9 protein-coding genes are annotated in these 15061 nt (G+C 64.5%); 3 read left to right on the forward strand and 6 right to left on the reverse strand.

Translation table 11 applies throughout. The annotated features are described in order from the left end of the window. Nucleotides 1-34: 34 nt before the first annotated feature. The 5 genes from EDF56_RS22230 to EDF56_RS22250 form a co-directional block, all read right to left on the reverse strand. Nucleotides 35-1258 carry a glycosyl hydrolase 53 family protein gene (locus EDF56_RS22230; protein ID WP_243652779.1) on the reverse strand — a complete coding sequence of 408 codons (1224 nt, stop codon included), beginning with the start codon at nucleotides 1256-1258 and terminating at the stop codon, nucleotides 35-37. Next, nucleotides 1255-4269 (reverse strand): beta-galactosidase, encoded by a 3015-nt coding sequence (locus EDF56_RS22235; protein ID WP_132391695.1) that lies wholly within the window; start codon nucleotides 4267-4269, stop codon nucleotides 1255-1257. Before EDF56_RS22235 ends, EDF56_RS22230 begins: the two co-directional genes overlap by 4 nt. Nucleotides 4270-4274: 5 nt before the next feature. Then, nucleotides 4275-4568 carry an L-rhamnose mutarotase gene (locus EDF56_RS22240; protein ID WP_132391727.1) on the reverse strand — a complete coding sequence of 98 codons (294 nt, stop codon included), beginning with the start codon at nucleotides 4566-4568 and terminating at the stop codon, nucleotides 4275-4277. A gap of 109 nt (nucleotides 4569-4677) precedes the next feature. Further along, on the reverse strand, nucleotides 4678-6216 hold the full coding sequence (locus tag EDF56_RS22245) for a glycosyl hydrolase family 28-related protein (protein ID WP_243652780.1): 1539 nt from the start codon (nucleotides 6214-6216) through the stop codon (nucleotides 4678-4680). A gap of 4 nt (nucleotides 6217-6220) precedes the next feature. Continuing rightward, a complete protein-coding gene (locus tag EDF56_RS22250) occupies nucleotides 6221-7447 on the reverse strand; it encodes a rhamnogalacturonan acetylesterase (protein WP_132391697.1) in 1227 nt (408 codons plus the stop codon). A gap of 265 nt (nucleotides 7448-7712) precedes the next feature. Here EDF56_RS22250 and EDF56_RS22255 point away from each other — a divergent pair, with 265 nt between their 5' ends. After that, nucleotides 7713-10667 (forward strand): TonB-dependent receptor, encoded by a 2955-nt coding sequence (locus tag EDF56_RS22255; protein WP_243652781.1) that lies wholly within the window; start codon nucleotides 7713-7715, stop codon nucleotides 10665-10667. A gap of 73 nt (nucleotides 10668-10740) precedes the next feature. On the opposite strand, the gene EDF56_RS22260 is transcribed toward EDF56_RS22255, so the two are convergent. After that, nucleotides 10741-11733: a glycoside hydrolase family 43 protein gene (locus tag EDF56_RS22260; RefSeq protein ID WP_132391699.1), complete on the reverse strand. Its 993-nt coding sequence runs from the start codon at nucleotides 11731-11733 to the stop codon at nucleotides 10741-10743. Between the two features lie 499 nt (nucleotides 11734-12232). Between EDF56_RS22260 and EDF56_RS22265 the strand changes: the two genes are divergently transcribed. Together EDF56_RS22265 and EDF56_RS22270 are read left to right on the forward strand one after the other, a co-directional pair. Next, on the forward strand, nucleotides 12233-13567 hold the full coding sequence (locus tag EDF56_RS22265) for an alpha-L-arabinofuranosidase C-terminal domain-containing protein (protein ID WP_243652782.1): 1335 nt from the start codon (nucleotides 12233-12235) through the stop codon (nucleotides 13565-13567). Nucleotides 13568-13602: 35 nt separating this feature from the next. Further along, on the forward strand, nucleotides 13603-14730 hold the full coding sequence (locus EDF56_RS22270; RefSeq protein ID WP_165912332.1) for a glycoside hydrolase family 43 protein: 1128 nt from the start codon (nucleotides 13603-13605) through the stop codon (nucleotides 14728-14730). The last annotated feature ends 331 nt before the right edge of the window (nucleotides 14731-15061 follow it).

Genomic DNA, 15061 nt, shown 5'->3' on the forward strand with positions numbered 1-15061 from the left:
CTGTGGGCGTAGCTGCGGCGGGGCGCGGACCGGGTCATTTCAGGACTCCGTAATCGCGCGCCATTTGGCGATAGAGTTGGAGGAAGGCGGGATCGGCATCGTACCGGCCGCCATGGTTTTCGGATTTCGCAGCGCTGGCGACAGGCCCCGAAGGGGGTGTTGCACCGGGCGCTTCGGCTGCGTTCAGGCCCTGCGAAAGCAGATCGGGGCGCGGGCCTTCACCGGCATTGCGGCCATCCATCAGGAAGATCGCTTCCTGATGGCGGGTCGGCTCCCAGATGAAGCTGCCCCAGCCGTTCGGATGGGCATGGATCAGGTCATTGAGGTAGCGCTTGCGCGAGGAGTACTCGATCGCGAAGAAACCCTTGTCCGGGTAGCGGCGGCCGAATTCGGTGAACGTCCGCTCCCAGTCGCCCTGCGCCGCCTGCTGGTAGCAGGAGAAGCCGAGCGCATCGAAATCGACGCCGCGCGAAATGAGATTGTCGGTCCAGTACTGGACGATCGGCCAGTGGCGACCGAGGTGATTGTGGAGCGCGATCGGCGTTCCGGGAAGCTGCGCGCGGGTGGCGGCGATCCCGGCCTTCAGCAGGGCGGCGAACTTGTCATAGCCGCCTGCGCCCAGCACGTTCATGTGCACTTTGTCGGTCACCGGATTGCCGGTGGGAATGGTCAGCGGCACGCGGCCATCGGGCCAGAGCATGCCGAAAGTCGTCTCGTTGCCCAGGATCGCCAGATCGGGGGCAACACCGGCGGCTTTCATCGCCGCGAACGTCTCGTCGGTATGGCGATGGACGGCTTCGACCAGCTTGAGGAAGGGCAGGTTCGCCCATGCGGCAGGCTTGTTCTGATGCTGCGGATCGGCCCAGGTGTCCGAATAGTGGAGCGTCACCGAGAGGTGGAAATCGGCGGCCTTGATGCGCTTTGCGAAGTCGATGGTGCGGGGCAGGTCGCACCACGGGCCGCCGGGCTTGTCTTTCGAATAGCCGTTCGCGGGATCGACGAAGAGGCGCAGCTTGATCGCGTTGAACCCGGCGTCGCGGAAGATGGCGAGCGGGTCCTTGCGCTTTGCGTCCTCGTAATAGGTCGCGCCGGCCGCTTCGTCCTCGGGGATCCACGAGACGTCCGCGCCGATCAGATAGGGCCATGGGCGCGCACCAGCCTTTGGTGCGGCGCGGGCCATGCCGGGCAGCGCGGCAAGGCAGAGCGCGCCGGCGCTGCCGATGCCGAACTGGCGGCGGGTGAGCGCGTCCAGGGTCACTTCAGCTGATCCGGGCGGGTGGGCGCGGCGACCATCTGCACGGGGATTCCGCCCCGGACGTTGCGCAGCGTGACGAGCTTTACCGCTTCCAATGCGTCGCCGGTGGCGCCGTCGCTCGTCACTGCAAGGGCGACATGGTTGGTGCCGTGATGGTTGAGAATGCCCTCGGCGATCGGGAAGATGCGCTGCGGGCCGATGTGGGCGACGAACTGGCCCATGTTCCAGCCGTTGACGAAGATCAGCACCCGGTATTTCGCGGCCGAGCGCGGGCTCTCGGTATCGCCGAAGGCCAGCGCGATAGTGGCGTCCTGACCCTTGGGCACGGCGAGGTCGAAGGCGGTGCGGAACCATGACGTGCCGGGCGCGGCGCTGGTCGCGGGGACTTGGACGGCGGTCCACTGACGGTCGTCGAACAAGGGCAGGTGCCAGCCCATGCGCTCGCCGTAGAGGCCGCCGCTGTTGGCGGGGCCGCGCACGGGATCGGCAAGGTCTTCGCCGCCGCGCTGTCCCTGGATCTTCCATGCAATCGGCACGGCGAAGCTGCGCCCACCGGGCTGCGAGATCGAGGCCGAGATCAGTCCGCGCGCTTCCTTGTGGAAGTCGTCTGAATCGAGATCCCAGTTGTGGCCGTTGTTGCGGACCATGACCGAGAGGACATGGTTGCCGCCTGCCTGCGCCTCTGGCGGAAGGTCGAGCGTGACAGTGCCCGTGGTGATCGGGCGGGGGAGGCCGCTGGGCGTCTCGGCCTGACCGATGAACTTGCCGTCGAGCCACGCCTGAAGGAGCCCCGAACCGCCCGCACCGTAGAACAGCGAGACGGTCTTGGCGCCGGGATTGCCCTCGAAACGGCCGCGATACCAGACGTCGCCTTCGTGGAAGCCGTAAGCATCCATGGCGAGGTTCGGCTGGCCGTCGGGGCGCTGGGTGATGGTGGTGTTGGGGCGGTTGCCGCCTGCGGCCTGCCACGCGCTGTCATCGAACGCGGGATCGGTTTCGGGCGAGCCCTTGGCCATGCGCCAGCCCGTGAGGGCGGGAAGCGCAATCGGCGCCGGGCCGGGCAGCGGCGCGATGGAGGTGAGGCTGCCGATAGCGCTGGGCTTGACCGCAATGCGGGCGCCGTCCCACGAAAGGGCGCGGAGGCTGCCGGGCGCCCAGACTTCGATCGGATCCGCCGCGCCGGTATCGCCGGTGAGCGTCAACGCACCGCCCTTGAGCGCGGCGCTGCGGACGAGTTCGGGGCCGCGCACCAGAACGGTTCCGGCGGCGGTCTCGGCGCGGGTGTAATGGGTGCCCTCGGCCTCGTCGGCAAGGATCAGCGTGAGGTCCCCGCGCCCGCCTCCGGTTACGCGCAGGACCGTGCGGCCCTGATGCGCGTAGGTGAGTTTCAGGTCACCCTTGGTGTCGTTAAAGGCGCTTTGTGCGGAGCCCTCCAGAACCTCGACTTTCGGGGCGGAGGCATAGCGCAGAACGGTCTCGCCGGGCTCGCCCGCGCGGCCGTAAAGCAGCAGGAGGTCGCTGCTTCCGGCCTTCGAAACCGATTGCAGTTCCGAGGTCGAATAGACCAGCCGCTGACCGCCCAGATTTACGCCCGCGACCAGCCACTTGGCATCGAAACCATTGAGCTGCATCGGGAAACTGTAGCGCCCGTCCGGCAGCGTGGCGGTCACGGTGAAGCCCGAATTGCCCTGTCCGTTCGACGGCTTGTGCGTCACCAGCAGGAAGCGCGCGTCGGTCTCCGGGCTCTTGTTATGGTAGACCTGGATATCGGGCGAGGAAACATCGACCGCGCCCGCCGGGACCATGCCGGCAAGATCGGGCACCGAGGCGATCAGCCCGCCAAGCTGCTTCATCTCCAGCGCCTTTTCGCGCAAGTTCCGCGCCTCGGAAATGGCCGCGCCGTAGTCGTAGCTGGTGAACACCACCGGAGCAGGCAGCCAGCCCCAGCTGGTGCCGCCATAAGTCATGTAGAAGCTCTGGATGCCGATGCCGTTGGCCAGATTGGTGCCGTAGAACACCCGCTGGAACCGTTTGCCGCGTTGGACCGCGTTGCACTCGTAGCCGCCGTTCGAGCCCCAGTAATCGAACCAGCCGCCGCCGAATTCGGCAAGGAAACCGGGCGTTTTCGGCGAGGCAGAGGCACCGCCCTTGGCGCCGCCGGGCCCATAGAAGCCCCAGTCCGGTGCCGCGACGCCGCGCGTCGGCTTGCCGTCGACGGTGCAGGTGCCGCCGGGGTAGCCGTCAAAGGCGTACATGTCGTTGGGGCCGTGGACGACTTTGTCCACCGGCGATCCCTCCGGCACCCAGTAGCCGTTGCGGCCCTGATCGTTGTGGAAGATCGGCACGGTAATGCCGTCGGCGCGCGCCTTGGCATAGAGGTGATCCATGTAGCGCCGCTGGGCGGGCGTGGTCAGCGCCAGTTCGTTCTCGATCTGGTGGAGTATCACCGATCCCTTATGACCTTTGCCATCCCCGTTGATCTGATGACGGGCAATGATCGCGTTGACCTGCGTCAGCCACTCGTCGGCCGCCGCCATATATTCGGGATCGTCGGTGCGGGCGCGGGCCTTCTGGTTGACCAGCCAGCCCGGGAAGCCGCCGCGCGACAGTTCCGCGTTCACGTAAGGCCCCGCGCGGGTGATGACCCAGAGGCCCTCTTCATCGGCCATCGTCAGCAGCCGGTCGAGATCGCGGATGCCGCTGAAATCGTAGACGCCTTGCTTGGGCGAGTGGTAGCCCCAGTCGAAATAGAGCGCGACGGTGTTGTATCCGCTCGCCTTCATCTTTTGGAGCACGTCGCGCCACAGGTCCGGGCTGGGCAGGCGGAACGGGTGGAACTCGCCCGACCAGATCACCTGCCGCTTGCCGTCGATCATCAACGAGCGCGCGTCGAACGAGACGCGGCCGAATTTCCGGACCGGCGCCGAAAGATCGGCCGTGGGCTTCGCCTCCTGCGCGATCGCGGGAAGCGGGACAGCCGTGAGCAGCAGGGCGGTGAGCAGCGCGCGTTTCATGTTGCTCAGTCCATGTGGAACATGAGCGGGAGCGGCCATTCCTTCGGCCGATTGTCGGGTTCCACTTCCATCAGCGGGGCCATATGGTCCCACCAGCGGCGCATCACCGGGTGATCGGGCAGGGTATCGCGGGTATTGCCGGGCGCGGCGCGCAGCACGGCGAAGAGCGCAAGGCTCTGCTCGTCGAGGAAGATCGAATAGTCGTAAATCCCCGCTTCGGTCAGCAGGGCGGAGAGTTCGGGCCAGATCGCGTCATGGCGGCGGCGATATTCCGCAACCGTGCCGGGCTTCAATTGCATCCTGAAGGCGTGGATCGACCCCGTCCCGGTATCCGGCACCCCTATTCTCCCGTTGTTCCATTATGTGGATATCAATACCGATATTTGGTAACCGATCCACACGCCTCGGTCAATCGTCATTTGGCCGGAGCGGCGTGCGCGAAAAGCGCGGAAATGCGACGTTTTCGAGATGGATGGGCGGTCGCGCCTCGTTTGCCAGCGTTTCGGCGCTGAACCGATCCACGGAAAGCTGTTCCACATGGCGGGCCCAGAGCGCCCATGCCGGAAGCACGCCGAACATGCTGGGTTCCGGGTAGGCATTCGCGTGATCGGGCACGGGGCGCGCGGCATCTTCGGCGGTTCCGCCCGCCATTCCGCGCGTCCCGTAGACGAGATGGACATCGCGCAGGACGATCGATTCGATGGGCCGCTCGGCCAGGCCTGCGAAAGCGGCGGGGAAGCGCGGATCGATTCCCCGCGCGTCGATCTCTGAAAAGACCACGCGGCGCACCGCGCCGATCCCGGTCCCATCCGGCCCGCGCCTCCGGTCTCCGAGGCGCACGAACAGCGGCGCGGTGGTGACGTCGCGCATGACGAGGCGGCTGGCGACGATGTTTTCCATGACGCCGCCGTCCACCGTCTCCAGCGCGAGGCCCCGGCAATGGGTGAAGGTGCAGTCCTGCACCACGACATTGCGGTAGCCGCCGTTGCTTTCGGTGCCGAGCTTGATGCGGCCGGTCACACGGTCGCGATCCGGCGCGAATTGCTGCGTCTTGCGCCGGGTGCCGTCGATCAGCGTGCCCAGATCGTAGCCCGAGACCGCGCAGTCGCGGATCATCACGTTTTCAGCCGCGATGGGCTCGCCCAGTGCAAGGCTGGACTTGAGCACGATGCCGTCGTCGTTCGGCGAATTGACCTTGCAGCCGCGCACCAGTGTATCGCGCACGCTGTCGAGGTCGATGCCGTCGCGGTCGGTGTCGATGGTCAGGTTCTCGATCAGCAGCGCGCTGGTGCCGGTGGCGAGAATGGCAAAGTGCCCGCCCTTGAGCACGGAGAAGCCGGATAGCCGGATATTGCGGCCACGCTTCAGCGCGATGGCCTTGTTGCCGAGGCCCTGCATGGCGGCGACGGCGGGTTCGAGATCGGCGATCTGCCGCTCGCTCATGCCCTGCATCGAAAGCGGACGCTCGCCGGTCTGCGCCTTCCAACGCGCGCCGGGGCCATCGCGGGTGAGGCCAAGGCCGTGGATCAGGCCGGGGCCCTCGACGCTCACGTCCTCAAGGTCTTCGCCCCAGATCAGGCTGTTGCGCCAGTGGCTATGGCCGAAGTCCTGATAGAGGCCGGGGGCGGGCTCGGGCAGGTCGTAGCTGCCGCCGTGAAGCGCCGGATCGGCCGCGACGATCGTCGCGCCGCGCTCGAATACCAGCCTGATCCGGCTCTGGAGGCGGATCGAGAAGCAGAGATAGCGCCCGGCCGGAACCAGCACCGTACCGCCGACGCGCGCGGCTTCCGCAATCGCGGCGTTGAAGGCCGGGCTGTCGATCGTCGCGCCGTCGCCCTTTGCGCCGAAGTGGCGGACATCGAAACGGCCCTCGGCCGCGAGCAGGGATTGCGGCATCAGGGCTCCCGTCAGGCAGAGGCCGGAGAACAGGCGGCGAGGCATGTCCATCCGCTTAGCTCCCTTCCGGCTTGCTTTCTTCGAGCGGAATGCTGGGCGCGATCGGCATGGCATCGGGCAGCGGCGGATGGGCGGGATCGAAGTCCCCAAGCGTGACGTAAGGCGCGAGTTCGGGGATCTTCTCGCGCACCTGACGGGCAATGGCGGACGCGAAGAGCCAGGCGCCGTAGTTGCTGTTATGCGTCTTGTCCTTGCCGTCTTCCGCAAAGGCGCGCGGCGAGACTGCGGGGCCGAGCGCCTGCATGATCGCGATGCTGTCGCGGTTGAGGTCGATCAGCGGCACGTTCTCTTCCGCCGCCACCTTACGGACGGCGGCGGCATAGGCGCCGAGCGTGTCCTTGATCTTGCCCGCCGCGTCGAAATTGCGCCGCTCGGGCGAGGTCACCAGCACGGGATGGACGCCGCGGCGGCGCGCCTCGGCAATGTAGCTGCGTAGGTAAGCCGGATAGGTCAGTTCGGGATCGAGGTAGGTCATCGGCCATTCGGCCTTCTGGTCGTTGTGGCCGAACTGGATGAACAGCCAGTCCCCCGCGCGCACTTGCGTCAGCACCTTGGTAAAGCGCAACTGCGCGATGAAGGACTTGAGCGTCGCGCCGGACTTGGCGTGGTTGGCCACGGCGACGTGGTCGTCCAGCATCGCAGGCAGCATTTGCCCCCAACTGGTGAACGGTTCGGTGTACTGGTCCGCCACGGTGGAGTCCCCGGCAAGGAACAGGCGCGGCGCCTGAGCGGGCTCGATGCGGATTGCAGACACGCGCGGCTGGCCGAGGAATTCGAACGTCAGCTTGTCATCCCAGCTGAAGCTGGCGAGATCGCGCTCGTCCAGCAGCACCGTCTGGCCGAAGCGCGGCGCGCCTGCGGGCTGGGCGGGAAGGTGGGCATCGCGCACATCGACCAGAAAGGTGCGGGTAACCGTCTGTCCGCGCCGGGTGGCGACATCGCGCAGGAACAGGCGGCGGCTCTCGGCCTTCACGGTGGTATTCCCGGCGCTGCGCTTGTCTCCCAGTGTCAGCGTCACGCGGTAGATGCCTTCGGGCAGCGCCACCGAATAGAGGAACCCGCCGGAGGGATCGCGGCGTTCCACGCCGCTGCCGCCGGGGCGGTAGGCGGGCATCTGCTCGGGCGTCTTGCCGGCAAGGTTGATCTGGATCGCAGGCACGTCGGAAGCGGCACCGCCGGTGACGGAAGCAAGGGCCAGAGCAAGCGCCGTGGTCAGGGACATGTCGATCCTCTCCAGATCATTTCATCATGGGCCGCATTGGGATTATGTCCCATATGACGGTTTATGATCGCATATATCGGGAGCCGCAAAAGTCAATCCGCGCGGGCCGGATCCGGTGCGGCAAGCCGCTCCCGTCATGCGTGGAATTAAGGGGTATGGATCGTTTGGAAGCGATTTTGACTGGAAATGATCGAAAGTGCCATATATGGTAACACGTGATCCCACATAATGGGACTAACAACAGAGCCATATTGGGAGTGAGATAATGGGTAGGGCGACCTCCAAGTCCGTCATGTACAGCCGCGTATCGGCCCCGGCGCTGGCTCTTGCCGCGCTGATGTCTCTGTCTTCACATGCTTTTGCGCAGGATGCCGCGCCTCAGGATGCGAGTGCGGATCCGGCACCCAGCCCCGAGGACATCATCGTCACCGGCTTCCGCGCCTCGCTCAACGCCGCGCTGGCCGACAAGCGCGACCAGACCGCCGCGATCGACACCATCAAGGCCGAAGACCTCGGCAAGTTCCCCGATTCCAACCTTGCGGAATCGATGCAGCGCATTCCCGGCGTGGCGCTTCAGCGCGGTGACGGCGGCGAGGGCAAGAATATCTCGGTGCGCGGCCTTGGCGCCGATTTCACCCGCGTGCGCATCAACGGCATGGAAGCCGCCGCGCAGACGGGCGGCTCGGACATCTACGGCGCGGGCAACAACGGCCGCAGCTTCGACTTCAACGTCTTCCCGACCGAAATCTTCTCGGCGCTGACCGTGCGCAAGACGCCATCGGCCGATGTCGAGGAAGGCTCGCTCGGCGCGACGGTGGACCTCTCCGCGCCCCGGCCGATGGATCAGGCGCAGGACTTCGTGTTCTCCGCCACCGGGCGCGGTGTGTGGAACGCGCTGTCCAAGAAGGTCGATCCGCGCGCTTCGGCATTGGTCTCCAAGAAGTTCGGGGACAGCGGCTTCGGCATCCTGGGCTCGCTCGCCTATCAGAAGCGCACCACGCGCGAGGTGGGCTATTCGGCGGTGGATATTCTTTCGGCCAACCAGAACGGCATGTTCTGTTCGCCGATCGGCTTCGCGCCGCAGAATCCTGGCAACAGTGCCGTGACTGGAGCGGACGCGAACAACTGCTCTACTGGCAATCCGCGCACCAGCACCACCGATGCCTACCAGACCATCTACGATGCCCGCCGCGAGGATATGCCGAATACCGCCGGCAGCGGCGCGTTCTTCCCGCGCATCCCGCGTTACCTGAATTCCGACCAGACCCAGGAGCGTATCGGCGGCACGTTGTCGCTTCAGTACAAGCCGGACGACGATACCGATATCTCGCTCGATTTCCTCTATTCGCGCCTGAACGTCACGCGTGACGACAACTATATCGAGGCAATCTCGTTCGGCCGTTCAGCGTCGAACCAGGGCTACCCGATGATGTCGATCAAGGATGCCCAGCTTTCCGATCTTGGGTCGGTGCAATATGCGCTGCTGGACGGCGTGGACGTGCGCTCGGAGGGCTTGCACTCCAAGTATTCCACCACGTTCAAGCAGATGAACCTGAACTTCATGCACCGCTTTACGGATCGGCTGACGATTGACGCCAAGTTCGGCCTCAACCAGTCGGTCTGGAAAGACAAGGTGCGCATGCAATACTTCATGGACGCGCTGGATACCGACAATTTCTCGATCGACTATACCGGCGGCGGGCGTACGCCGGTGCTGGGCTTCGGCTTCGACGTGTCCGATCCGAACAACTTCCTCTACGGCCCGACGCCGGGCGCGGGCATCGTCACCGGCGGGTTCAGCCTGCAGGGCAAGCCCGCCAGCAACACCACCGATGGCGTGCTGGGCGAATTCAACGCGCATTACGAGGTCTCGGACGCGTTCAAGATCCATGCGGGCGGCCAGTTCCGCTCCAGCGACTTCAAGCAGCGCCTCACTACTTATTACACTGCCGATACGCTGGTGCAGGCGCTGCCTTCGGGCGTCTCGCTGGCGGATATCACCACGCAGATCACGGGGATGGACAAAGTCTGGGGCCATGGCGCTCCGTCGAGCTGGGCAACGCTGGACTGGCAGAAGCTGGCGGACACCTACAACCTGTTCGACGCGCGCACTTGCACCGGCTGCGGCGAAACCAACCCGGGCGTGAAGGAAGAGCAGAGCAGTGCCTACCTGATGGGCACGTTCGACTTCTCCGACGCGGTGGGCTTCGGCCTGCGCGGTGACGTGGGCGTGCGCTACATCCACACCTGGCAGCGTTCGACCGGCTACATCAACCTGTCGGACCCCACTTCGCCCACCGGCCTCACCGGCCAGTTCCGCGCCGTTTCGCGTAGCTACGACGACTGGCTGCCTTCGGCCAACATCGTGTTCGAGCCGGTGAAGGACCTGCTGCTGCGCCTTTCCGCCGCCAAGGTCATGTCGCGCCCGGCACTGACTTCGCTGGCGCCCACTGTGACCATCAATCCCACCACGCGTTCCGGCTCGCTGGGCAATCCATTGCTCGAACCGATCCGCGCCAATACGTTCGACGCGGCGGTGGAATGGTACTTCCGCCCCGGCTCGCTGCTGTCTGCCGCGTTCTTCTACAAGGACATCAAGACTTACGTGCAGAGCGTGAACTCGCTGGTGCCGTTCAGCTCGCTGGGCCTGCCGAACGAACTGCTGATCGGCAGCAACACCACGCCGGATGAGCTGTTCAACATTTCCACGCCCACCAATACGCCGGGCGGCCCGCTCAAGGGCGTGGAACTGAACGCGCAGATTCCGTTCAACTTCGTCTCGGGCTTCATCAGCCACTTCGGCGTGCTGGCGAACTACACGCACGTGATGTCGAAGATCAATTACTGCCTCTCCAGCTCGGGCGGCGTCTGCACGGTAACGACGCGTGACGATCTGGTCGGCCTGTCGAAGGATACCGCGTCGGGCACGCTGTACTGGGAGAACGCCAAGTTCTCGATCCGCGGCACGATCAACTATCGCGGGCCGTTCATTCGCGGCATCCCGGCCTCGCCCGGCAGCGATCTCGTCGGCAACCACGCGACCACGTATGTCGATGCCTCGGCCTCGTACAACCTGACGGACAATGTGAAGCTGATCCTCGAAGGCACCAACCTCACCGACGAGCAGAACAGCCTCTACACCGACAGCGAGCGCCAGGACACGCTGTTCCAGACGCGTGTCGGCCGCACGATCTCGGCAGGCGTCAACGTGAAATTCTGATTTCGAAGATCCCGGCGGGGCCCTCCCGCGCCGGCACTGACGGCTCCCGGACCTCCATCCGGGAGCCGCTTTTTCAGGTACCGCCCATACGGCGTTCGAGCGCGGCGAGAAGCCTGCGGTCGATCCGCACCAGCGAGCCGTGGCGCGCGCCCTGCGGCATGACGAGACGGTCGCTCACATCCTGCCAGTGGATCATGTCGCGCGTGGCCATCGCGCCCCAGCGGCCGTCGCGGTAGACATCGTAATAGCAGATGAGCTCGGCGCCGATCCGGGTTGTCATCGGGCCTTCCACCCACGAGGGGGTGAACGGCTCACCAAGCGGCGCGAAGGGCCCCAGTGGGCTCCCTGCCGAAGCGGTACGCAGCCACTTGCGCGGCGGGTTCACGGTCTCGTCCTTCACCACCAGCCAGAGGCCGCCGTCCGGTGCGTGCGCAAACGTGCCGTCGATCACGCTGAAGCCGGGATCGTAGAGCACTTGCGGCGGCGCGAAAGTCTCGAAATCGGCGGTGGTCGTGTACCAGAGCCGGTGATTGTAGCCGCTCTCGGAGGTGCCTGCCGTTTCGGGGAACCGGCCCTCGACCGTGCTCGACCAGAAAATCACCGTGCGCCGCGTGGCCGGGTCGTAGATCGCCTCGGGTGCCCAGCAATTGCGGGTTCCCGGCACCGAGGCCATGACCGGCACCGCGCGCTGCGGCGTCCAGTTCACGAAATCGCGCGTGGTGGCATGGCCGATCGTCACGCCTTCCCACGCTGTGGTCCAGACGCAGTGCCACGGCGCATCGGGCCCTTCGCCGCGCCAGAGGAAGGGATCGCGCAGCAGCTTCTTCTCGCCGACCTCGGGCACGAGGAACGGCTTGCCGCCGCCCCCATCGCCCCCCAGCGTGCGGAAGGTGAAACCGTCCTCGCTGACGGCCAGTTTCAGCCCGTCCGCCTCTCCCTTGCCGGTAGTGAAATAGGCGAAGAGTAGCGGACCTTCGGGCTCGGCGGCGCGAACGCGCGTGGTCGCGCAGCCTGCGAGCGCCGCCGCGCCAAGGCAGAGCGAGCGCCGGTTGAATGCAAGGCTCATCGCCGTACCTCCTTCGGTGGCGCGACTTCCATGATGGCGGGGCAGCCGCAGTCCTTCTCCTTGGGTTCCACGCGGCGCCCTCCACTCGCATCAAAATTAGGCGGCATAATTTTGTTCCGATATATGGAATTCAATTCCTTAATATGATTGACTGGCTGGGTTTCGCAAGCCATCGATACGCCGGCGGCAGAGAGGAGTAGTGAAGGTGCGGATATCCTGGCGAAAGGGAAAACGAACACTCGCATTCATCACCTTAGCCAGTGTTGCGGTTCCGGTCAGCGGGTCCGCTGCCGAAACGGGCAAGACAGTTGAGCTTCGTTCGCACATTGCCATCTCGGCAACCGCAAGCGGCCCGACGATCGATCCGAACATCTATGGTCAGTTTGTCGAGCACCTCGGGCGCGGTGTGTACGAGGGCATCTGGGTTGGCCCCGATTCTACGATTCCGAATGTTCGCGGTATTCGATCGGATGTTGTCGCTGCGCTTCGCCGCCTCAAGGTGCCGGTCATTCGCTGGCCAGGCGGTTGTTTCGCCGACGGCTATCATTGGCGCGACGGCATCGGTCCGGCCGACAAGAGGCCGCGCGGGCTCAACGCCGCCTGGGGCAAGACGCCCGAAACCAATGCCTTCGGCACGCACGAATTCATGGATTTCCTCGGTCAGATCGGCGCCAAACCGTTCGTTTCGGTGAATCTGGGCAGCGGCAGCGTGCGGGAGGCCGATGACTGGCTTCGCTACATGACCGCTCCGCAAGACAGCGCACCGGGGCAGGAGCGGGCAGCCAACGGCCACGCCTTGCCTTGGGAAGTGCCCTTCATCGGGGTGGGTAACGAGAGCTGGGGCTGCGGCGGCAACATGACTGCCGACACGTATGCGGCGGCGTTCCGGCACTACGCGGCTTTCCTGCGAACCTATTCGGGCGAGCGCGCCAAGCTCATTGCCGTAGGTGCCGACACGGACGATTACGCTTGGACGGACCGTGTAATGGCGCAGGCGATGGTTTGGCGGCCGCACCCGACACCGCTTGGGTTGACGTCGGACAAGCCATTGATGTGGGGGCTGTCCCTGCACTTCTACACTTTCGCGGGCAATGACTGGCATGCGAAGGGACGGAACGTCGGTTTCGACGAAAACGGCTGGGCGGCGGCGCTCGCGCGGGCCGATCTGACTGACGAGATCATCCGCCGCCACGCGGAGATCATGGACCGTTACGATCCCGGCAAGCGCGTCGCGCTTGCAGTGGATGAGTGGGGCGGCTGGTTCGAGAGCGAGAAGGATGCGCCTTCGCAGCTCTATCTGGAAAGCACCCTGCGCGATGCGCTGATCGCGGCAAAGAGCCTCAATATCTTCAACCGCCATGCCGACCGGGTAAGAATGGCGAACCTCGCGCAAATGGTGAACGTCATCCAGTCGCTGGTGTTGACGCGCGGGCCCGCGATGGTCGTCACGCCGACTTATCATGTTTTCGACATGTACAAGGTACATCAGGGCGCACAGGCATTGCCTGCCACGGTTGAGACGCCGGATTACGTCTGGGGCGATGTTCGCCTGCCCAGTATCGACGTGTCGGCGTCCCGCGATGCAAGCGGCAAGCTGCATGTCACCGTAGCCAATCTCGATCCGGCCCGAACGAACCGATTGAGCATTCATCTGGACGGTGGCCCATGGCGCCGGGCAAGCGCGCAGGCGCTCACCTCCGACCGCATCGATGCCCACATCACCTTCGACAAGGCGGATCCCTTCGTGCCGCGTCCATTGCCGGTGCGCCTGTCGGGCGGTGACGTGGAAGTGGTTGTGCCTTCCAAATCAGTGACCGTGCTCGAAGTCGAGTGAAACGCCCCAAAGAGCCTATCAAGCGGAGAGATGAAATGAAGGCAAAGGTTGTCGGTCTGGTCGCCGCCGGGCTCACCGCATTCTGTGCTTTGGCCGCGCCCGGCATGGCGCAGCCCGGCGATGCAGGCTCGGGAAAGCAGTTGGAAATCGTGCCGAACCTTGCGGCCGAGAAAGCGTTGCCGGTTCCGTCCGATCGTGCGCTCACGGCTTACCTTCTGGTCTATTTTCGGGACGAGACCCATTCGCTGCATATCGCCGTCTCGCGCGACGGTTACACATTTACGGACGTGAATGGCGGCAAGCCTGTTTTGAAGGGACGGAATATCGCCGAGCAGAAGGGCATCCGTGACCCGCATATCATGCGTGGTCCCGATGGTGCCTTCTATCTCAGCATGACCGACCTCCACATTTACGCCCAGCGCGAGGGACTGCGCGAAACGGAGTGGGAGCGTCCCAAGGAGACCCATGGCTGGGGGAACAATCGCTCGCTGATCTTCATGAAGTCGCGTGATCTCATTCACTGGACGCATGCCATCGTCCATGTCGACAAGCTCTTTCCCGAAACCGCCAACCTGAGCGCGGCCTGGGCGCCGGAAACGATCTACGACCCGAAAGCGCGCAAGATGATGGTCTATTACACCACGCGCGATGGCACCGGCACGGAACACATGGTCTATTCCTATGCCGACAATGCCTTCACGACGCTAACCCGTCCGCCGCGCCCGCTGTTCACCTATCCGAAGGCGAACGTCGGTTCGATCGACGGGGATATCACGCGCATCGGAGACAAGTTCCACTTGTTCTACGTCGCACATGACCGGCCCGGCCATCTCCGGCAGGCGATCTCGGACAAGATCAACGGTGAATATGCGTTCGATCCCACGCCCGTCGATCCGGAGACGGTGGGGACGGAAGCACCCAACCTTTGGCGCCGTGCAGGAACCGGTACTTATGTGCTGATGTATGATGTTTTCGGAGCGAAGCCCAACAATATGGGCTTTTCCGAGACGACGGATTTCAAACACTTCCGCAATCTGGGACGATTCAACGAGCCCGGCTCTCCGATGAAGACGACTAACTTCTCGGGGCCGAAGCACGGGGCGGTTATGCCGATTACGACGAGCGAGGCTGCCCGGCTCGAAGCGTATTTCGCCAATCGGTAGGATTGGGGAGGCCCGCCTCGCATTGCCGGCGGGCTGTGGAAAATTTCTGGAAAAGTAATGTTTGACCGAATCATTGGGCGGACTTAGAGGGCCTCTCACCGCAGCGGACCACATGGTTTCTACGGTCGCCAACATAGACGGACAGCTGGTTCCCCCGATCGCAAGAAAGCGGGGAGCGATGGTTGTCCGGCTTTACTGTTCGGTGGGGCCTTCGGGTTCGGATCTTTGACATTGTCGGTTTATGATGAAGGGACATGTGGGCGACGGCGCCTGCACCCGGGGCTTCAGGGCTCGGTGTTGCAGTAGATAGTCGTTACCTAAACATGTCCTT

This window comes from Novosphingobium sp. PhB165 (genome assembly GCF_004341845.1).
In the GTDB taxonomy this organism is placed as follows: Bacteria; Pseudomonadota; Alphaproteobacteria; order Sphingomonadales; family Sphingomonadaceae; genus Novosphingobium.

Bases quoted from the DNA above. Each gene is read 5' to 3' on its own strand.
- EDF56_RS22235 (WP_132391695.1), bottom strand. From the start codon at position 4,269: ATGAAACGCGCGCTGCTCACCGCCCTGCTGCTCACGGCTGTCCCGCTT.
- EDF56_RS22240 (WP_132391727.1), bottom strand. From the start codon at position 4,568: ATGCAATTGAAGCCCGGCACGGTTGCGGAATATCGCCGCCGCCATGAC.
- EDF56_RS22245 (WP_243652780.1), bottom strand. From the start codon at position 6,216: ATGGACATGCCTCGCCGCCTGTTCTCCGGCCTCTGCCTGACGGGAGCC.
- EDF56_RS22250 (WP_132391697.1), bottom strand. From the start codon at position 7,447: ATGTCCCTGACCACGGCGCTTGCTCTGGCCCTTGCTTCCGTCACCGGC.
- EDF56_RS22255 (WP_243652781.1), top strand. From the start codon at position 7,713: ATGGGTAGGGCGACCTCCAAGTCCGTCATGTACAGCCGCGTATCGGCC.
- EDF56_RS22260 (WP_132391699.1), bottom strand. From the start codon at position 11,733: ATGAGCCTTGCATTCAACCGGCGCTCGCTCTGCCTTGGCGCGGCGGCG.
- EDF56_RS22270 (WP_165912332.1), top strand. From the start codon at position 13,603: ATGAAGGCAAAGGTTGTCGGTCTGGTCGCCGCCGGGCTCACCGCATTC.